Here is a 19,012-nt window from a genome sequence, read left to right on the forward strand (position 1 = left end):
CGATCGAACGGTCGGCGCGCGGGATGCCCGTCACTGGCGGTAACAGACCTTCTTGACCGCCGCCGTCACCTTGTCCGCCGACACCAGCGCCAGCTTCTCCAGATTGGCGGCATAGGGCAGCGGCACGTCCTCGTTGGTGACGCGCAGGACCGGGGCGTCGAGGTCGTCGAACCCCTCCTCCATCGCGATCGCCACGATCTCCGACGCGATCGAGCAGGTCGGCCAGCCTTCCTCGACCACCACCAGCCGGTTGGTCTTGGCGAGGCTCTTGAGCACGGTTTCCTTGTCGAGCGGACGCAGCGTGCGCAGGTCGATGACCTCCGCCTCGATCCCCTCGCCCGCCAGCGTCTCGGCGGCCTCCAGCGCCAGCCCGACGCCGATCGAATAGCTGACGATCGTCACGTCGCTGCCCTCGCGCATGATGCGCGCCTTGCCGATCGGCAGCACCCAGTCGTCGAGCTTCGGCACCTCGAACGAGCGACCGTAGAGCAGCTCGTTCTCCAGGAACACAACCGGATCGGCCGAGCGGATCGCAGCCTTCAGCAGCCCCTTGGCATCGGCCGCATCGTACGGCGCGATGACGATCAGTCCGGGGACGCTGGCGTACCACGGGCCGTAGTTCTGCGAGTGCTGCGCGCCGACGCGGCTCGCCGCGCCGTTCGGGCCGCGGAACACGATCGGGCAGCGCATCTGGCCGCCCGACATGTAATTGGTCTTCGCGGCCGAGTTGATGATGTGGTCGATCGCCTGCATCGCGAAGTTGAACGTCATGAACTCGACGATCGGCTTCAGCCCGCCCATCGCCGCGCCCGCGCCGATCCCGGCAAAGCCATATTCGGTGATCGGCGTGTCGATGACGCGCTTGTCGCCGAACTCGTCGAGCAGGCCCTGCGTCACCTTGTACGCGCCCTGATATTGCGCGACTTCCTCACCCATCACGAACACGCGCTCGTCGGCGCGCATTTCCTCGGCCATCGCGTCGCGCAGCGCCTCGCGGACGGTGACCTTCACCATCTCGGTGCCCTGCGGGATCGCGGGATCGGTCACCTCGGCCTTCTGGCTCGCCGCCTCGAACAGCTGGCGCGCACCCGTCTCGACCTTCTCCTGCGCCGGGTGTGCGGAATCCTCGACCTCGTCGTCCTTCTTCGCGTCCGCCTTCGCCTTGGGCGCGGCATCGTCGTCCTTGCTTTGCGCCGGGGCGGTGTCCGCGTTACCCGCCTCCTCCCCCTCGCCGGTCAGCTGCATGATGACCTCGCCGACCTTCACGCCGTCGGTGCCCTCGGCGACCAGGATCTTCGCCACGGTGCCCTCGTCGACCGCCTCGAATTCCATCGTCGCCTTGTCGGTCTCGATCTCGGCCATGATGTCGCCGGACCTGACGGTGTCGCCTTCCTTGACGAGCCACTTGGCGAGCGTCCCCTCCTCCATGGTGGGGGACAGCGCCGGCATCTTGATGTCGATCGCCATCTCAATACTTCTCCACCAGAACGTCGGTATACAGTTCGCCCGGCTCCGGCTCGGGCGTGCTCTCGGCGAAGTCGGCCGCTTCGTTGACCTGCTTGCGGATGGTCTGCTCGATCGCCTTCAGCTCGTCTTCCTTCGTGCCGTGGTCGTCCATCAGCAGCTTCTTGACGTGCTCGATCGGGTCGGACTTGTCGCGCACCGCCTGCACCTCGTCGCGCGAACGGTATTTGGCGGGGTCGGACATGGAGTGGCCGCGGTAGCGATAGGTCTTCATCTCCAGGATGATCGGCCCCTTGCCCGCGCGCACCCAGGCCAGCGCTTCCTCGGCCGCGCCGCGCGCCGCCAGCACGTCCATGCCGTCGATCTGCAGGCCCGGGATGCGGAAGCTCTCGCCGCGGCGATACAGCTGATCCTCCGACGAGGCGCGGTTGACCGACGTGCCCATGGCGTACTGGTTGTTCTCGATCACGAAGATGATCGGGAGCTTCCACAGCTCGGCCATGTTGAACGTCTCGTACACCTGGCCCTGGTTCGCCGCGCCGTCGCCGAAATAGGCCAGCGTGACGCCGCCGTCGCCATTGTACTTGTGGCTGAAGGCGAGGCCCGCGCCCAGCGATACCTGCGCACCGACGATGCCGTGGCCGCCGTAAAACTTATGCTCGACGCTGAACATGTGCATCGAGCCGCCCTTGCCCTTCGAGATGCCGGCCTGACGCCCGGTCAGCTCCGCCATGACGTCCTTGGGCGGGATGCCGCACAGCAGCATGTGGCCGTGGTCGCGGTATCCCGTGATGACCGAATCCGCCTCGGTCAGCGCCGATTGCAGCCCCACCGCGACCGCCTCCTGCCCGATGTACAGGTGGCAGAAGCCGCCGATCAGCCCCAGGCCGTACAGCTGCCCCGCCTTCTCCTCGAAGCGGCGGATCAGCAGCATGTCCTCGTAAAACTTGAGCAATTCCTCCTTCGTCGCCTCATAGGGGGCGGGATCGGCGGGACGCTCGCGATTGGACCTGTACGGGTCGCTCGATTTTGGCGCGGATGCCGTAGCGTTCGTGCGGGCTGGGGCTTTTGCCACGATGGACGTAACCTCGTTTCCTTGGGGAGAGACGCGCCTATAGTCGCGGCACGCCGGGTTGCGCAAACCCTAGCGGCTTGAAAGGGTTTCGGAGCGCGGCTACCGATCCGATCATGGATCGCCCGCCCCAGCCAGAGCCCGCCGCCCCGATCCATCCGCTACGCATCGCGAACTTCCGCGCATACTGGTTGGCGCGTTTCTCCGGCACGATCGCGATCAGCGCGCAGGCGATCATCATCGGCTGGCAGGTATACGGTATCGCCCGCGAGACGATGGACATCCGCGAGGCGGCGTTCATGCTCGGCATGATCGGGCTGGTACAGTTCGTGCCGCTGTTCGTCCTGACGCCAGTCGTGGGACTGGTGGCGGACAGCATCGACCGGCGCTGGATCGTGCGCGGGACCACGGCGGTGCTCGTCGTCAACGCCGCGATGCTCGGTGTGCTGACCTGGGCGGGCGGGCTGACGTTGCCGTTCCTCTTCGGGGCCGCCGGCGTGATCGGCGTGGCGCGCGCCTTCTCCGGACCGGCGTATTCGGCGCTCGCGCCCAATCTGGTGCCCAAGGAGAGCCTGCCGACGGCGATCGCGATCTCGTCGATCGCGTGGCAGACCGGCACCATCGCGGGGCCCAGCGTCGGCGGGCTGCTGTACGCGATCCATCCGGACGTCGCGTACGGCACGGTCGCGGGCATGCTGGCGCTGGCGCTGGGGCTGATGTTCCTGATCGGGCGCGTGCCCCAGCCACCGGCGCAGAAGGACCGCCGCCCGCTCCAGCGCATCCTCGACGGCTTTTCCTATGTACGGCGCAACCGGCTGGTGCAGGCCGCGATCACGCTGGACCTGTTCGCGGTGCTGCTGGCGGGCGCGACCGCCTTGCTGCCGATCTTCGCGCGCGACATCCTGCACGTCGGCGCCAGCGGGCTGGGTTTCCTGGCCGCCGGCATGGGGATCGGCGCGGCGTCGACGGCGATCTGGTTCTCCTTCCGCCCGATGAAGACCAACGTCGGGGTGAAGATGCTGATCGCGGTCGTCGTCTTCGGGCTCGGCATCCTGACCTTCGGCATCGCGACGCAGGTGACCGACGCGCTCGGCATAACCGTCCTGCCGCTCCCGCCCGGCTCGCTCTTTCCCGCGATCCGGACCGATTTCGTGCTCAGCCTCGTCGCGCTGATCGTCGCGGGCGGTGCCGACATGGTGTCCGTCTACGTCCGCCAGTCGCTGATCCAGCTCCACACGCCCGACGCCATGCGCGGACGCGTCGGCGCGGTGTCGCAGCTCACCATCTCCGCCTCCAACGAGCTGGGCGAGGCGGAGAGCGGGCTGATGGCATCGCTGCTGGGTCCGGTCGGCGCGGTCGTCTTCGGCGGGGTCGGCGCGATCACCGTCACCCTGCTATGGGCCTATCTCTTTCCGGAACTGAAGCGGGCGCGGACGTTTGACCCGCCCGAGGTGCTCGAAACCGAACCACAACACGGAGTAGCGCAGCCATGAAGGCCAACACGATCCTGGAGACGATCGGCAACACGCCGCACATCCGCGTGCAGAAGCTGTTCCCCGGCTCCGAAGTCTGGATCAAGTCTGAGCGCTCGAACCCCGGCGGCTCGATCAAGGACCGGATCGCGCTCGCCATGATCGAGGCGGCGGAGGCAGCCGGCGACCTGAAGCCCGGCGGCACGATCATCGAGCCGACGAGCGGCAACACCGGCATCGGCCTCGCCATGGTCGCCGCGGTGAAGGGCTACAAGCTGGTGCTGGTGATGCCCGAGAGCATGAGCCTGGAACGCCGCCGCCTGATGCTGGCCTATGGGGCCGAGTTCGACCTGACCCCGCGTGAAAAGGGGATGAAGGGCGCGATCGAGCGCGCGCTGGAGTTGGTCGAGCAGACGCCGAACGCGTGGATGCCGCAGCAGTTCGAGAACCCCGCCAACGTCGACGTCCACGTCCGAACCACGTCGCAGGAAATCCTCAACGACTTCCGCGATGCGCCGATCGACGTCATCATCACCGGCGTGGGCACCGGCGGCCACATCACCGGCGTCGCCGAGACGCTGAAGAAGGAATGGCCGCAGCTGAAGGTCTATGCGGTCGAGCCGCAGGCTTCGCCGGTCATCTCCGGCGGTCAGCCGGGACCGCACCCGATCCAGGGCATCGGCGCGGGCTTCATCCCGTCCAACCTCCACACCCAGGCGCTCGACGGCGTGATCGAGGTGGATGCCGCGGTCGCCAAGGACATGGCGCGCCGCGCCGCGCGCGAGGAGGGGATGCTGGTCGGTATCTCCTCGGGCGCGACGCTCGCCGCGATCCTTCAGAAGCTGCCCGACCTGCCGGACGATGCGCGCGTCCTCGGCTTCAATTACGACACCGGCGAGCGTTACCTCTCGGTGCCGGATTTCCTGCCGGAGAGTTGATCTGAGCGACCTGTCCTGGCGGCTGCGCGCGATCCTCGGCGGGATCGCGGCGGCCGCGATCGCCGTTCCCGCGGCGGTCGTCACCCATCCGCCCGCGATCCCTGCCGCGCTGCCGCCTGCGCTCGTCGCCAAGGTGAAGCGCCCGCAGCGCGTCGTCGCCGCGACCGAGGTGCCGGAGGTCGAGCCGGTCGAGTTCCAGTCGCTCGACCCGGCGGACGCCCGCGCGTGGAACGCGAGCATTCCGTTCGTCCGCGGTCCGAAGCCTGCCGCGCGCCCGTTCCGCTTCGCCGGCGACGAGCAGCAGCGCGCCCGCGCCACCGACTGCCTCGCCGCGGCCGCCTATTACGAGGCGGGAGACGATCCGGTCGGGCAGAAGGCGGTCGTGCAGGTCGTCCTCAACCGCCTGCGCCATCCCGCCTTTCCCAAGACGGTGTGCGAGGTCGTGTTCCAGGGATCGGAGCGCAGCACCGGCTGTCAGTTCACCTTCACCTGCGACGGCGCGCTCGCGCGCATTCCCTCGCCCCCCGCCTGGGATCGCGCGCGACGGCTCGCGTCAAAGGCGCTGAATGGCGCGGTCGATCGCACCGTGGGCTATGCCACCCACTACCATACCGACTGGGTCGTGCCCTATTGGAGCGCCAGCCTAGACAAGATCGCCGAGGTCCACACGCACCTGTTCTTCCGCTGGACCGGCTGGTGGGGTACGCCGGCCGCGTTCCGCCGCAGCGTCTCCGCGCAGGAGCCGGTCGTCGCCAAGCTGGCGGCGGTGTCCCCGGTTCACCGGCTGGGCAGCGCGCTGGACGAGGCCGCGCTTGCCGTCGCCGCCGCTGCTCCTTTGGCCGATGGACTGATCGCTCCGGCCCCCGCGACGATCGCCGCCGCGTCGCTCGCCGGCACGCCGCGCGCGCTGCCGGACGATCCCGATACGTTCCTCGTCGTCCTCGATCCGCGCACGCCGGAGGCGTTCCCCGCGCTGGCGCTCAAGGCATGCGGCGAGCGTGCGCGATGCAAGCTGATGGGCTGGATCGACGCTCGCCTGCTGCCGAACTCGCTGACCATGTCGCCGGCGCAATATCAGGGGATGGGGTTCAGCTACCTGCGCGACCGCGCGGGCAAGCTGGAGCGGACCTTGTGGAATTGCCAGCAATTCCCCCGCGAGGCGGCGACGCAATGCATGCGCGGGCGGGCGACGCTGACGGCGACACCCGCGCCCGCACCGACGGCACGCGGACCGGAGGGATTGACCGGGGTCCGCCGCGCGCCCGCTCCCGTCGCCGGTCCGACGATCGCGGTGCCGGAGATGTAATCATGGACCTGTTCCGGCATCCAGGGGTCCACACGTCACGACGCGCCGTGTGCGGAACCCTGGACCCCGGAACAAGTCGAGACCTGCGAAAGTCGTGGATCGCTCGGCAATTTTTCCGTTCCCCGGCGAAGGCCGGGGCCCAGTTTGTATGACCTTTCCGTCTGTTACCACCGTCGACCAGCTGGGCCCCGGCCTTCGCGAGACCATTGCAAAAGCTTCCACCGTGCTCCTGCGAAGGCAGGGGCCCAGGGTTGCCGGCCCCTACAGGCCTTGTTCTGTCTGACCCTGGGCTCCTGCCTGCGCAGGAGCACGATCGGTATGCGGCGCTGTTGCATCCATTTTGCAAAGGCCCCGGCCTACGCCGGGGAACAAGGAACTGAGTGTCGCAGAGGTCTCGAACAAGTCCGGGGTGACGAAGGGCACCGGCTCACGCCGCCGCGAACATCTCCGGCGGCAGCGCCATGACCGACTCCGCGCCGCCCTCGATCTGGCGGCGCAGCGCACCCGCCTGCGGCAGCACCCGCTCGGCATAGAAGCGCGCGGTTACCAGCTTGGCGTCGAGGAATGCGGCGTCGCCGCTGCCCTCGGCCTTCAGCTTCGCCGCCGCCGTCGCCATGCGCAGCCACATCAGCCCCACCGCGACGACGCCGACGATATGCATGTACGGGACCGCACCCGCGCCGATATTGTTCGGGTTCTTCATGCCGTTCGCCAGGAACCACATGGTCGCCCCCTGCAACTCGCCCGCGGCCTTCTCCAGCCGGGCGGCGAAGTCGGCGGTGGCCTCGTTCTGCTTGCCCGCCGCGATCTCCTCCAGCACCAGCTTGCCGAACGCCTGCACCGCACGGCCGCCGTTCATCGCCAGCTTGCGCCCCGCCAGATCCATCGCCTGCACGCCGTTGGTGCCTTCGTAGATCTGCGCGATCCGCGCGTCGCGGACGTATTGTTCCATCCCCCATTCCTGGATGTAGCCGTGTCCGCCATACACCTGCTGCGCGTTGGTCGCGATCTCATAGCCCTTGTCGGTGCCGACGCCCTTGATGACCGGGGTCAGCAGCCCGATCAGGTCGCCGGCCAGCTGGCGCTCCTCCTCGGTCGCGGCATTGTGCTCCAGATCGACCTGCAGCGCCCCCCACAGGCACAGGGCGCGAAGCCCCTCGGTCCACGCCTTCGCCTCCATCAGCATCCGGCGCACGTCGGGATGGACGAACAGCGTGTCGGCCTTCTCATCGGGCTCCGCCGCCCCGGTCAGCGCGCGGCCCTGGCGCCGGTCCCTGGCGTATTGCACCGCATTCTGGAACGCGACCTCGGCGATCGCCAGCCCCTGCAAGCCGACACCCAGCCGCGCCGCGTTCATCATGATGAACATTGCGGCCAGCCCCTTCATCTCCTCGCCGACCAGCCAGCCCTTCGCGCCGTCATAGTTCATGACGCAGGTCGCGCTCGCGCGGATGCCCATCTTGTGCTCGATCGAGCCGCACGACACCGCGTTGCGCTCGCCCAGCGACCCGTCGTCGTTGACCAGGAACTTGGGCACGACGAACAGGCTGATGCCCTTGCTGCTGTCGGGCGCGCCCGGCGTCTTCGCCAGCACCAGATGGATGATATTGTCGGTCAGGTCGTGCTCGCCCGCCGAGATGAAGATCTTGGTGCCGGTGATGGCATAGCTGCCGTCCGCCTGCGGCTCCGCCTTGGTGCGGATCAGCCCCAGGTCGGTACCGCATTGCGGCTCCGTCAGGTTCATGGTGCCGCCCCACTCGCCCGACACCATCTTGGGCAGGTACTTCTCCTGCTGCTCGGGCGACCCCTTCACCACCAGCGCCGCGATCGCGCCATGCGCCAGTCCGGGATACATGGCGAAGGCCATGTTGGAGGAGATCATGAACTCCTGAAACGCGGTCGAGACGACGTGCGGCATCCCCTGCCCGCCGAACGCCTCGGGCGCGCTCAGCGTGCCCCAGCCCGATTCGACGAAGCGGTCATAGGCCTGCTTGAACCCGGCCGGGGTGGTGACGCTGCCGTCGTCATGGCGCTTGCAGCCTTCCTGATCGCCCGACTGGTTGAGCGGGAACAGCACCTCGGCGACGAAGCGCCCGCCCTCCTCCAGCACGGCATCGACCGTGTCCGGGGTCGCGGCGGCAAAGCCCTCGACATTGGCGTAGCGGTCCAGCCCGACGACATGCTCCAGCACGAAGCGGGTGTCGCGGACGGGCGGGGTGTATTGCGGCATGGGATCAGTCTTCCTTGCTCTGCGCGCTCTCCACCACGTCGAGGAAGGCGGTCAGCTCCTCGATCGCGGCGTCGATGTCGCGCCTCTGGTTCTTGAGTGCATCGATCCGCGCCTTGCAGCGCTCGATCGTCACGACGCGCTGCACGTGCCGCCCGTCGCCGATGTCGTAGAGATCGATCATCTCGCGGATTTCGGCCAGGCTGAAGCCGACGCGCTTGCCGCGCAGGATCCACGCGACGCGCGCACGGTCGCGCTGGGAGTAGATGCGGGCCAGTCCGCGCCGCTCCGGCGCGATCAGTCCTTCGTCCTCGTAGAATCGCAGCGCGCGTGGGGTGATGCCGAACTCGCTCGACAGATCGGTGATGCTGAAGCTGTCGCGATCGGGCCGCGGCGGGACGACGGCATAGGCGGCGGACGAACTCATGCCACCGCTTCTAAATTCCGCTTACGTGAACGTCAATCCGCACAAAGCAGCTGACCATCCGCACCGCGCAGGCGCGCCGCCTCCGCCGCAGCGTCGCTCAACCGCTCGACACGGAGCGCCGCCAGGGTCGCGCGTCCCTCGCACGCCGCCTCGCAGGGGGCCGGCAGGATGGTGGGAAAGACGATGCGGTCGCCCTCGCTGCGCGCGTCGAATCGGCACCCGCCGCCGAAATCGATCGCCAGCACGTCGCGGCCCGTCGCCGTGCCCCGCGCGGAGCAGCGCTGCCCCTCGCCATAGTCGACACTCGCCCCGACGCGATAACCGTCCGGCCGCGGCACCAGGCAGATCCGGTCGTTGTCCGCGACGAACACGCCGGTGGGCAGGATGCGCGCCGGATCCACGACGAGATTCGCCGCCAGCGCTGCCCGCTCCAACCCCTCGCCGCCGCGCGGGTCGACGGTCGCCGGGTCCGGACGCCCGCACGCCGCCAGCATCGCGAGCGCGGCGAGCGCGCCACGCCTCAATCGACGCGCTCCAGCCCGTCAGCGCCGACGCGGCGATAGAAGCAGCTCTTCGCCCCCGTATGACAGGCGGGCCCGGCAGGATCGGCGATGATCCACAGCGCATCCTGATCGCAATCGACCCGCATCTCCACCACGCGCAGCACGTTGCCGGACGTCTCGCCCTTCTTCCACAGCCGCCCGCGGCTCCGCGAGAAGAACGTCGCCTCGCCGCTGTCCCGGGTCGCGCGGATCGCCGCCGCATTCATGTGCGCCACCATCAGCAGCGCGCCACTCGCGCGATCGCTCACCACCGCGGTGACAAGTCCCGCAGCATCGAACTTCGGTTGGAAAATAGTGCCCTGCTCGCGATCGTCGACCATGAGCGGCGACCTAGCATCGCCTCGGTCGCGTGTCAGCGGTTGCGGATCGCCTTGACCAGATCGTCCTTCGACATCGTCGAGCGACCCTCGATGCCGATCTTCTTCGCCTCGTCGTACAGGTCCGACTTCGTGCGGTCCTCCAGCCGGGTCGATTCGTGGTCCAGCGAGCCGTTCGCCTTGGCATTGGCGATTCGCGCCGCTTTCTCCTTCGACGCGCCCTGCTCGCGCAACTCCTCGTACAGCGCGTCGTCCTTGACCTGCGATCCGTGGTCCTTGGCCATGCGAAATCTCCTGTCGAACCGACCCGAACGCGGTGTGCCGCAAAACGCTCCGCGCTTTGATGACATTCGCGCGTCAGGCGCTATATGCGGCCCCGCACGATGGAAGCCCCCGCCACATGCTGACCACACATCCGTTCGACGACGATCACCTGCACGAGGAGTGCGGCATCTTCGGTGCCTCCGGCTCCGACGGCGCCGCCGCGCTCGTGGCGCTGGGGCTGCACGCGCTCCAGCACCGCGGCCAGGAGGCCGCCGGGATCACGAGCTTCGACGGGCGCGAGTTCCATACGCACCGCGCGATGGGGCATGTCGCGGGCAATTTCGACCGCGACGACATCATCCGTTCGCTCCAGGGCGACGTCGCCTGCGGGCACGTCCGCTATTCGACCACGGGAGAGACCGCGCTGCGCAACGTGCAGCCGCTCTATGCCGAGCTGCAGTCGGGCGGGTTCGCGATCGCGCATAACGGCAACATCTCCAATGCGATGCGCCTGCGCCGCGAGCTGGTGCGCCGCGGCTCGATCTTCCAGTCGACCTCGGATACCGAAACGATCATCCATCTGGTCGCAACCAGCCAGTATCGCACTTTGCTAGACAAGTTCATCGACGCGCTGAGGCAGGTCGAGGGCGCGTATGCGCTGATCGTGATGACCCCCGACGGCATGATCGCCTGCCGCGATCCGCTGGGCATTCGTCCGCTGGTCATGGGCAAGCTGGGCGATGCGATCATCTTCGCGTCGGAAACCGTCGCGCTCGACGTGGTCGGCGCGGAGTTCGTCCGCTCGGTCGAGCCCGGCGAGCTGGTGATCGTCCAGGGCAACGAGATCCGCTCGATCAAGCCGTTCGAAAAGGTCGCGGCACGCCCCTGCATCTTCGAATGGGTGTATTTCTCGCGCCCCGATTCGATCGTGGACGATCATTCCATCTATTCCGTGCGCAAGAATATCGGCGCGCAACTGGCGATCGAGGCGCCGGTGGAGGCGGATCTGGTCATCCCGGTGCCGGATTCCGGCGTCCCCGCGGCAATCGGCTATGCGCAGGAGAGCGGTATTCCGTTCGAACTGGGCATCATCCGCTCGCATTACGTCGGCCGCACCTTCATCCAGCCCGGCGACAAGGTCCGTCACCTCGGCGTCAAGCTGAAGCACAACGCCAACCGCGCGCTGATCCAGGGAAAGAAAATCGTCCTGATCGACGATTCGATCGTCCGCGGCACCACCTCGCTGAAGATCGTGCAGATGATGCGCGATGCCGGCGCGGCCGAGGTGCACATGCGCATCGCCTCCCCGCCGACCCGCCACAGTTGTTTCTACGGCGTCGACACGCCGGAACGTGCCAAGCTGCTCGCGGCGAAGCTCGATCTGGGCGGCATGACCGACTTCATCCACGCCGACAGCCTCGCCTTCGTGTCGATCGACGGGCTCTACAAGGCGCTGGGCGAGAGTCACCGCGCCGACATCCGCCCGCGCTATTGCGATGCCTGCTTCACCGGCGACTATCCGACCGCGCTGACCGACCACGACGAATCGAGCGCGGTGGACCAGTTCGCGATGCTGGCCGAACGAGTGAACTGACGACCCTATGGCTCAGGAATTGAAGGACAGACTGGCGCTGGTCACCGGCGCCAGCCGCGGTATCGGTGCCGCGACCGCGATCGCGCTGGGCGCCCGGGGCGCGCACGTGATCCTGACCGCCCGCACCGCCTCCGCGCTGGAAGATGTCGAACAGGCCATCTTCGACGCGGGCGGATCGGCGACGATCGCGCCGCTCGACCTGGCGCAGAGCGATTCGATCGCGAAGCTCGCCACCGCGATCGGCGAGCGCTGGCAGGCGCTCGACGTGATGGTGCTCAACGCCGGCATGCTCGGCACGCTGGCCGCGGTGCCCGCGATCGATGCGAAGGAATTTGCGCAGCTGCTGACGCTCAACGTCTCGGCGCAACTGGCGCTGCTCCAGGCCTTCGACCCGATGCTCCGCCGGTCGAGCGGCGCACGGGTGATCGGGATCACTTCCTCGGTCGGGCGGACGCCGCGCGCCTATTGGGGCGCGTACGGTGCCTCCAAGGCCGCGTTCGAGACGCTGCTCGAGGCATATGGCGACGAAACGGCGGAGGTCGGCCGCATCCGCGTCGCGGTGCTCGACCCCGGAGCCACGCGGACGAAAATGCGCGCGCGCGCCTATCCGGGCGAGGATCCCGCCTCGGTCAAGCCGCCGGAAGTGGTCGCGGAGCGGATCGTCCAGCTGGCGATCGACGGGTTCGAGGCCAATCACCGCGAGCGTGTCGCCGGTTGAGGGTCAGCCCTTCACCAGCGTCACCTGCATCACGTCGATCCCGCCGCCGCGAAAGCCGCCTTCGCAATACATCAGATAATAGCGCCACAATCGCTGGAAGCGCGCGTCGAAGCGGGGCGGCAGGCGGCCGTCCGCCGCGGCCGCATCGAACCGATCGCGCCATTGTCGCAGCGTTTCGGCATAATCCTCCCCGAAGGACTGCGGGTCCTCCCAGGTCAGGCCCTGCTGCGCCGCGATCGCGCGGAAGCGGCTCTCCGAGATCAGCGATCCACCCGGGAAGACGTAGCGCTGGATGAAGTCCACGCCGCCCGCGTAGGAGGCCCAGACGTCGTCGGCGATGGTGATAAGCTGGAGTGCCGCACGACCGCCCGGTTTGAGCACGCGCGCGATCGTCGCGAGATAGGTCGGCCAATATTCCGGGCCGACCGCCTCGACCATCTCGATGCTCGCGACCGCGTCGAACCTGCCCTCGACGTCGCGATAGTCGGTCAGCCCGACCGTGACGCCGGGCAGGTCGCGCGCCAGCACATGGTCACGCTGCTCGGTGGAGAGCGTCAGCGCATGTACCCCTACGCCCGCCGCCGCGGCGGTAGCCGCGAACGAGCCCCAGCCACAGCCGATCTCCAGGATGCGGTCGCCGGGGCGCGCGGCGGTACGGCGCAGGATCGCATCCAGCTTGCTGTGCTGAGCTTCCTCCAGCGACGGCGCCGAGCCGGCGAACAGCGCACTGGAATAGGTCAGCGTCGGGTCGAGCCACTCGCGATAGAAGTCGTTGCCCAGGTCGTAGTGCGCCGCGATGTTGCGACGCGACCCGGCGCGATCGTTGCGGCGCAGGCGGTGAAGCACGCGCGCCGCGAGCTTCGCGCTCGCCTTGGCGCGGGCGACGTCGCCCAGCGCGGTGCGGTTGCGCATGAACAGGTCGAAGATCGGCACCGCATCCGGGCTGGTCCAGTCGCCGGCCTCCCACGCCTCGTACCAGCCGATCGAGCCGCCGGTGACGAGCCGCCACAGCGCGCGCCAGCGCACCACGCGGACGATCGCGAGCGGGCCGGCGGCATGTCCGCCGAGCAGGCGACGGGTGCCGTCGGGAAGCTGCGCATCGATCGCCCCTTCCAGCAGTCCGGCATTGATGCGGTCGAGCACGCGGTGATAGACGCGGCCGAGCCACCGCGCGGCGACAGGGGGTCGAGAAATCCGGGTGGTCGCCGCGTCCATGCGCAGCGCGCCTAACGCACCTTTCGTCCCGCCGCCAGCGCGCGCTCGCGCGCCTCGCGGTGACCGATCAGCGGCTCCGGGTAATCCCGCGGCCGGCAGCCGGCCCCGTCCGGATCGTGGACGGCGTCGTCGCCCAGCTCGGCGAGCTCCGGCACCCACTGCCGGATATAGTCGCCCGCATCGAACTTCGCCGATTGCGACAGCGGGGCCATGATTCGGCCGAACATGTTGGCATCCACCCCGGTGCCCGCGACCCACTGCCAATTGACCGCGTTGTTCCCGTAATCGGCATCCACCAGCGTGTCCCAGAACCAGCGCTCCCCTTCGCGCCAGTCGATCAGCAAGTGTTTGATGAGAAAGGAGGCGGTAATCATGCGGACGCGGTTGTGCATCCAGCCGGTGGTCCAGAGCTGGCGCATCCCGGCGTCGACGATCGGATAGCCCGTCCGTCCCTGCTGCCATGCCGTCAGGTCGCGCTTCGCTGCCGCGCCGGTGCGCCACGGGAGCTTGTCGAACGCAGGACGTCCGTTTTCCTCGCCATATTTCGGCAGCGCCCAGACGACGCCGCTGGTGAAATCGCGCCACGCGAGCTCCTGGCGGAAGGTCGTATCCCCTGTCCCGGTCGCCTGCCAGACGGTGCGCGGCGACACTTCCCCGAAGTGGAGATGGGGGGAAAGGCGCGAGCTTCCCTCCTGCGAGGGCATGTTGCGAGCGGTATCGTAGTCGCTGATATCGAGCGACTTCACCTTCGCCAGCGCGGCGGCTTCGCCGGGGGTCCAGTCGAACCCGCCCGACCAGTCGGGCTTCGTCGGCAGCAGGTTCCAGTCGGCCAGCCGGTCACTCTTGGGCCATGTCTCGGGGGCCGGGATCGAGCGCGGCATGGGAAGCGGATCCTCGGGCGGCAGGCGCGACTGGAGTGCCTTCCAGAACGAGGAATAGATGCGATATTGCCCGCCCGATCCGGTCGTCACCTGCTCCGGCGGGGCGAGGTGGTTGCCGTCGTGGAGGCACAGGCGCTCGCCCAGCGCTTCCTCCGCGTCGCGCCACCACGGCTCGTAATGACGGATCGCGTGGATCGCCTCCGCCCCCGTCTCGTCGGCCAGTTCGATCAATATCCTGGCCGCCTTGCCCCGCCGCAAGATCAGATTACTCTGCTTTTCTTTCAATGCCTTGGAGAAGTTTGTCAAGCTGTGGTGCAACCACCAGCGCTGCGCACCGCCCATCCGCCACGCGCCCGGCGTCTCGTCATCCAGCACATAGACCGGGATCACCGGGCCGGCATGCGCGGCGGCGGTGAGCGCGGGTTGATCGTGGAGGCGGAGGTCCTGGCGGAGCCACAGAAGACTGGTCATCGCCCGACGCTACGCCGCTACTCCACCCGCGGTTCCTTCTCGACCATCCAGGTCTGCCCCTTGGCGAGCAATTTGGCGAGGTCGGGGGTCTTGCCGGCCGCGACCTGCGCATTCTGCGCCACGACCGCGCTTTCGAACGTCGGCGCCGGGTCCTCGTAGATGACGCCCAGCGCCATCGGGAACGTCCCGAAGGGCATTTCGACCAGCGCATGCGCGATGGCGCGGTTGGCCTTGTCGTGGACCAGCACGCCGGGATCATCCGCCGCCACGACCTGGAGCGTCAGGGTCGCAGGATCGAGCTTCAACCCCTTCGTTCCGCCGGCGAAGGTCAGCGGCTTGCCGTGCTCGACCCACATCTGCGCCTCGGCGGCCTTCGCCTTTTCGGTGAAGGGAGCGAAGACGTCGTCGTTGTAGACGATGCAGTTCTGGAAGATCTCGACGAAGCTGGTTCCCTTGTGCGCATGCGCGGCCTTGAGCACGCCGACGAGGTTCTTGTGGACGTCGATGCCGCGCGCGACGAAGCGGGCGCCCGCCCCGAGCGCGAAGGCGCAGGGGTTGGCCGGGCGGTCGACCGACCCGAACGGGGTCGATGGCGACTGGGTGCCCACCCTGGATGTTGGCGAATATTGCCCCTTCGTCAGTCCGTAGATCTCGTTGTTGAACAACAGCAGCTGACAATCGAGGTTGCGGCGCAACAGGTGCATCGTGTGGTTGCCGCCGATCGACAGCGCGTCGCCGTCGCCGGTGATGATCCAGACATCCAGCTCGGGATTGGCCAGCTTCACCCCCGTCGCGACCGCGGGCGCACGGCCGTGGATGGTGTGGAAGCCATAGGTTTCCATGTAATAGGGAAAGCGAGAAGAGCAGCCTATCCCACTGACGAACACGGTGTTTTCGGGCCGAACGCCCAGCTCCGGCATGGTCCGCTGAACCGCCTTCAAGATGGCATAGTCGCCGCAGCCGGGGCACCAGCGAACCTCCTGATCGGTCTCCCAATCCTTGGGCTTGGTCACCACGAAACCGGGGGTCATGTCGTTCATCGGGCGGGTCCTGTCGGGCGGATGTTGGCGATGTTGGCGCGGACGCGAGGTTCAGACGCGTTGCGGAGAAGGCGCCTCCGTCCGGAGCGAGCCGTCGTCATGGCCCGATTGCGGCGTCGGCAGCTGCGCGGCATCGGCCGGCACCTCGCCGCCCTCGTTGCCGGGCACGCCGTCGAAGAAGGTGGCGATCGCCGCCTCGATCTCCGAGATGCGGAACGGCTGGCCCGACACCTTGTTGAGCGGCTTCGCGTCGACCAGGAACTGATCGCGCAGGACGGTTTTCAGCTGGCCGGTATTCATCTCGGGCACGAGGATATGCCGAAAGCCGCGAAGTAGGACAGCGAGATTCTGCGGCATCGGCCAGATGTGGCGGATGTGGATGTGGCTGACGTTCAGCCCGCGGCGCCGCGCGCGGCGCACCGCCTGATGGATCGGGCCGAAGGTGGAGCCCCAGCCGACGACCGCGAGCGTCCCCGACGTCTCGCCCAGCTCGACCGCCTGATCGGGCACCGCGATGCCGTCGACCTTCGCCTTGCGGGTATCGGTCATCTCCTGATGGTTGGCGGGAGAGTAATCGATGTTGCCGGTGCCCTGCTTCTTCTCGATCCCGCCGATGCGGTGGAGCAACCCCGGGGTCCCCGGCCTCACCCAGGGGCGCGCGAGCTTCGCGTCGCGGGCGTAGGGCTGGAACCCGCCATCGGGCACATCCTGAAGGAAGGCGACAGGAAACGGATCGAACCCGTTGGGATCGGGGACCTTCCACGGCTCGGCCGCATTGGCGATATAGCCGTCGGTCAGCAGCATGACCGGGGTCATATATTGCGTCGCGATACGGCACGCCTCGATCGCGACCTCGAAACAGTCTGCCGCCGAGCGCGCGGCGATGACGGGCATCGGCGCGTCGCCGTTGCGGCCATAGACCGCCTGATAGAGATCGGACTGTTCGGTCTTGGTCGGCAGCCCGGTGGAGGGTCCGCCGCGCTGCGAATTGACGATGACCAGCGGCAGCTCGGTCATGATGGCGAGCCCGATCGCCTCGCCCTTCAGCGCGATGCCGGGGCCGGAGGAGGAGGTGACGCCGAGCTGCCCGGCGTAGCTGGCGCCGATCGCGGAGGCGATCGCGGCGATCTCATCCTCCGCCTGGAACGTGGTGACGCCGAATTCCTTCAGCCGCGACAGATGGTGGAGGATCGCCGAGGCCGGGGTGATCGGATAGCCGCCGAAGAACATCGGCAGTTCCGCCAGCTTCGCGCCGGCGACGAGCCCCAGGCTGATCGCCTCCGCGCCCGTGACGGTGCGGTACAGGCCGGGCTCGGCGGGGGCGGCGGGGAGCGCGTGCTGCTTGACGGTCTGGCCCAGCTCGGCGGTTTCGCCGTAGGCATGGCCGGCATTGAGCGCGGCGATGTTCGCCTCCGCCAGCGTCGCATTCTTCGCGAACTTCGCCTTGAGCCAGTCGACCAGCGGCTGACGGTCGCGGTCGAACATCCAGAGCGCGAGCCCCAGCGTCCACATGTTCTTGCAGCGCAGCGCCTCCTTGTTGCCGAGGCCGAAGGGCTTCACCGCGTCGAGCGTCAGCTGCGAGATGTTGAGGCGGATCACCTGCCAGCGCGCGAGCGTGCCGTCGTCGAGCGGGTTGGCGGGATATTTCGCCTTGTCGAGGTTGCGCTGCCCGAACTCGCCCTCGTCCGCGATGATGAGGCCGCCGGGCCTGAGCGCGTCGACGTTGGTCTTGAGCGCCGCCGGGTTCATCGCGACCAGCACGTCGAGCATGTCGCCCGCGGTTTCGATCGCGGTGGAGCCGAAGTTGATCTGGAAGGCGGAGACGCCGAAGAGCGTGCCGAGCGGCGCGCGGATCTCCGCGGGAAAGTCCGGGAAGGTGGCGAGGTCGTTGCCCGCCAGCGCGGTGGAGAGCGTGAACTGACCGCCGGTCAGCTGCATGCCGTCGCCGCTGTCCCCGGCGAAGCGGACCACCATCGACTCGGGGGCGGGCGACGCTCCGGCTTCCTCGGGCGTGACCTGATGCGCGGCGGTGGCCATCGGCTCTCCTCGTCTTCTTTTGCCACCTTCTTATCCGGGCGGCGATCCACCCGCCAAGGTAAAAGGATATTGCGTCGGCGCAACCTCCGCTTTTCCGGAGGTTTCCGCGAGCGTGGCGATGACGCGGACATGCCGCGCCGCCAGCGCCATGACGTCATCGCCGTATCCGCCGCCCACGGTGCTCGCCAGCGGGATGCCGCGCGCCCGGGCGAGCGAGCCGACCAGCCGGTCGCGGCGCGCCAGCCCGCCTTCCGTCAGCGCAAGCCGGCCGAGGCGGTCGTCGGCGAAGGGATCGACCCCGCCCTGGTAGAGGATCAGGTCGGGGCGGTGACGATCGAGCAGCGGGACCAGCGTGGCGGCGAGCGTCTCGACATATTCGTCGTCGCCGACATGGTCGCGCAGCGGCACGTCGAGCGTCGAGCGCGCCTTGCGGGCGGGGAAGTTCTTCTCGGCGTGGATCGAATAGGTCGCGATGCGCGGATCGGCGGCGGTGAGCGCGGCGGTGCCGTCGCCCTGATGGACGTCGACATCGACGATCAGCAGCCGCTCGACCGTCCCCTCCTCCACCAGCCGGGTCGCGGCGATGGCGAGGTCGTTGAGGACGCAATAGCCCGCCCCCGTCGTGGCGAGCGCGTGGTGGCTGCCGCCCGCGGTATTGGCGGCGAAGCCGTGGCGGAGCGCGAGGCGGGCGGCGAGCCAGGTGCCGCCGGGGACGACCCGCGAGCGGCGCGCGACCCCATGGGTGACGGGGAAGCCGATGCGGCGTTCCTTCTCCCGCGGGACCGACGCCGACAGCACCTCGGCGACGTAATCGGGGTCGTGCGTCGCCTCCAGCCATGCGTCGGGCATCGCGTCCGGCTCGTGCCAGACCACGTCCGTGCGCGCGCGCAGCAGGTCGCGGATCGCGCCGTTCTTGCCCCAGCGATAGGTCGTCCGCCCGGGAGTCCCGGTCACGTAATCGGGATGGTGGACGACGTGGATCATTGGGATAAGATAGGTTGCAAAG

The 19,012-nt window shown here is 68.2% G+C and carries 17 protein-coding genes; 5 read left to right on the forward strand and 12 right to left on the reverse strand.

Features of this window, described 5'->3' with window-relative positions; translation table 11 throughout:
- Positions 1-30: 30 nt before the first annotated feature.
- Positions 31-1,467, reverse strand: coding sequence for a pyruvate dehydrogenase complex E1 component subunit beta (locus tag PGN23_RS11855; RefSeq protein WP_335303099.1), 1,437 nt, complete (start codon positions 1,465-1,467; stop codon positions 31-33).
- A gap of 1 nt (position 1,468) precedes the next feature.
- Entirely contained in the window at positions 1,469-2,539 is a 1,071-nt protein-coding gene (pdhA, locus tag PGN23_RS11860; RefSeq protein ID WP_443019773.1) for a pyruvate dehydrogenase (acetyl-transferring) E1 component subunit alpha, read from the reverse strand.
- Between the two features lie 113 nt (positions 2,540-2,652).
- Between pdhA and PGN23_RS11865 the strand changes: the two genes are divergently transcribed.
- Genes PGN23_RS11865 through PGN23_RS11875 form a run of 3 tightly spaced genes read left to right on the forward strand, consistent with a single transcriptional unit; the run spans position 2,653 to position 6,252 of the window.
- The gene (locus PGN23_RS11865) at positions 2,653-4,029 is read left to right on the forward strand and encodes an MFS transporter (RefSeq protein WP_335303100.1); all 1,377 of its coding nucleotides are present in this window, start codon (positions 2,653-2,655) and stop codon (positions 4,027-4,029) included.
- Positions 4,026-4,946 (forward strand): cysteine synthase A, encoded by a 921-nt coding sequence (gene cysK / locus PGN23_RS11870; protein ID WP_335303101.1) that lies wholly within the window; start codon positions 4,026-4,028, stop codon positions 4,944-4,946. The genes PGN23_RS11865 and cysK overlap by 4 nt, the downstream gene beginning before the upstream one ends.
- Complete coding sequence (locus PGN23_RS11875) at positions 4,870-6,252, forward strand: cell wall hydrolase (RefSeq protein ID WP_335303102.1); 1,383 nt, start codon at positions 4,870-4,872, stop codon at positions 6,250-6,252. The genes cysK and PGN23_RS11875 overlap by 77 nt, the downstream gene beginning before the upstream one ends.
- Positions 6,253-6,679: 427 nt before the next feature.
- Here PGN23_RS11875 and PGN23_RS11880 read toward each other — a convergent pair whose 3' ends face one another.
- From PGN23_RS11880 to PGN23_RS11900, 5 genes are read right to left on the reverse strand one after another with little or no spacing between them, the layout of a single operon-like run.
- Positions 6,680-8,482 (reverse strand): acyl-CoA dehydrogenase C-terminal domain-containing protein, encoded by a 1,803-nt coding sequence (locus PGN23_RS11880; RefSeq protein WP_335303104.1) that lies wholly within the window; start codon positions 8,480-8,482, stop codon positions 6,680-6,682.
- A 4-nt stretch (positions 8,483-8,486) separates the two neighbouring features.
- A complete protein-coding gene (locus PGN23_RS11885; protein WP_335303105.1) occupies positions 8,487-8,906 on the reverse strand; it encodes a MerR family transcriptional regulator in 420 nt (139 codons plus the stop codon).
- A 32-nt stretch (positions 8,907-8,938) separates the two neighbouring features.
- Positions 8,939-9,430 carry a hypothetical protein gene (locus tag PGN23_RS11890; protein ID WP_335303106.1) on the reverse strand — a complete coding sequence of 164 codons (492 nt, stop codon included), beginning with the start codon at positions 9,428-9,430 and terminating at the stop codon, positions 8,939-8,941.
- A complete protein-coding gene (gene hisI / locus PGN23_RS11895; RefSeq protein WP_335303107.1) occupies positions 9,427-9,789 on the reverse strand; it encodes a phosphoribosyl-AMP cyclohydrolase in 363 nt (120 codons plus the stop codon). The genes PGN23_RS11890 and hisI overlap by 4 nt, the downstream gene beginning before the upstream one ends.
- A gap of 32 nt (positions 9,790-9,821) precedes the next feature.
- Entirely contained in the window at positions 9,822-10,070 is a 249-nt protein-coding gene (locus PGN23_RS11900; RefSeq protein ID WP_335303108.1) for a DUF7218 family protein, read from the reverse strand.
- A 116-nt stretch (positions 10,071-10,186) separates the two neighbouring features.
- On the opposite strand from PGN23_RS11900, the gene purF reads away from it, so the two are divergent.
- Both purF and PGN23_RS11910 read left to right on the forward strand, forming a co-directional pair.
- Positions 10,187-11,644 (forward strand): amidophosphoribosyltransferase, encoded by a 1,458-nt coding sequence (gene purF, locus PGN23_RS11905; RefSeq protein WP_335303109.1) that lies wholly within the window; start codon positions 10,187-10,189, stop codon positions 11,642-11,644.
- A 7-nt stretch (positions 11,645-11,651) separates the two neighbouring features.
- On the forward strand, positions 11,652-12,362 hold the full coding sequence (locus PGN23_RS11910; protein ID WP_335303110.1) for an SDR family NAD(P)-dependent oxidoreductase: 711 nt from the start codon (positions 11,652-11,654) through the stop codon (positions 12,360-12,362).
- 3 nt (positions 12,363-12,365) lie between these two features.
- Here the strand turns inward: PGN23_RS11910 and PGN23_RS11915 are convergent, their stop codons facing one another.
- The 5 genes from PGN23_RS11915 to PGN23_RS11935 are packed head-to-tail and all read right to left on the reverse strand — an operon-like array spanning position 12,366 to position 18,990.
- The gene (locus PGN23_RS11915; RefSeq protein WP_335303112.1) at positions 12,366-13,577 is read right to left on the reverse strand and encodes a cyclopropane-fatty-acyl-phospholipid synthase family protein; all 1,212 of its coding nucleotides are present in this window, start codon (positions 13,575-13,577) and stop codon (positions 12,366-12,368) included.
- A gap of 11 nt (positions 13,578-13,588) precedes the next feature.
- Positions 13,589-14,929 carry a cryptochrome/photolyase family protein gene (locus PGN23_RS11920; RefSeq protein ID WP_335303113.1) on the reverse strand — a complete coding sequence of 447 codons (1,341 nt, stop codon included), beginning with the start codon at positions 14,927-14,929 and terminating at the stop codon, positions 13,589-13,591.
- A gap of 17 nt (positions 14,930-14,946) precedes the next feature.
- The gene (locus PGN23_RS11925) at positions 14,947-15,969 is read right to left on the reverse strand and encodes a 2-oxoacid:ferredoxin oxidoreductase subunit beta (RefSeq protein ID WP_335303114.1); all 1,023 of its coding nucleotides are present in this window, start codon (positions 15,967-15,969) and stop codon (positions 14,947-14,949) included.
- A gap of 51 nt (positions 15,970-16,020) precedes the next feature.
- Positions 16,021-18,006, reverse strand: a complete 1,986-nt coding sequence (locus PGN23_RS11930) for a 2-oxoacid:acceptor oxidoreductase subunit alpha (protein WP_335303116.1) — start codon at positions 18,004-18,006, stop codon at positions 16,021-16,023.
- A 30-nt stretch (positions 18,007-18,036) separates the two neighbouring features.
- Positions 18,037-18,990 (reverse strand): histone deacetylase family protein, encoded by a 954-nt coding sequence (locus tag PGN23_RS11935; protein WP_335303117.1) that lies wholly within the window; start codon positions 18,988-18,990, stop codon positions 18,037-18,039.
- Positions 18,991-19,012: the final 22 nt, after the last annotated feature.

It is taken from the genome of Sphingomonas adhaesiva (genome assembly GCF_036946125.1).
Taxonomy (GTDB): domain Bacteria; phylum Pseudomonadota; class Alphaproteobacteria; order Sphingomonadales; family Sphingomonadaceae; genus Sphingomonas; species Sphingomonas adhaesiva_A.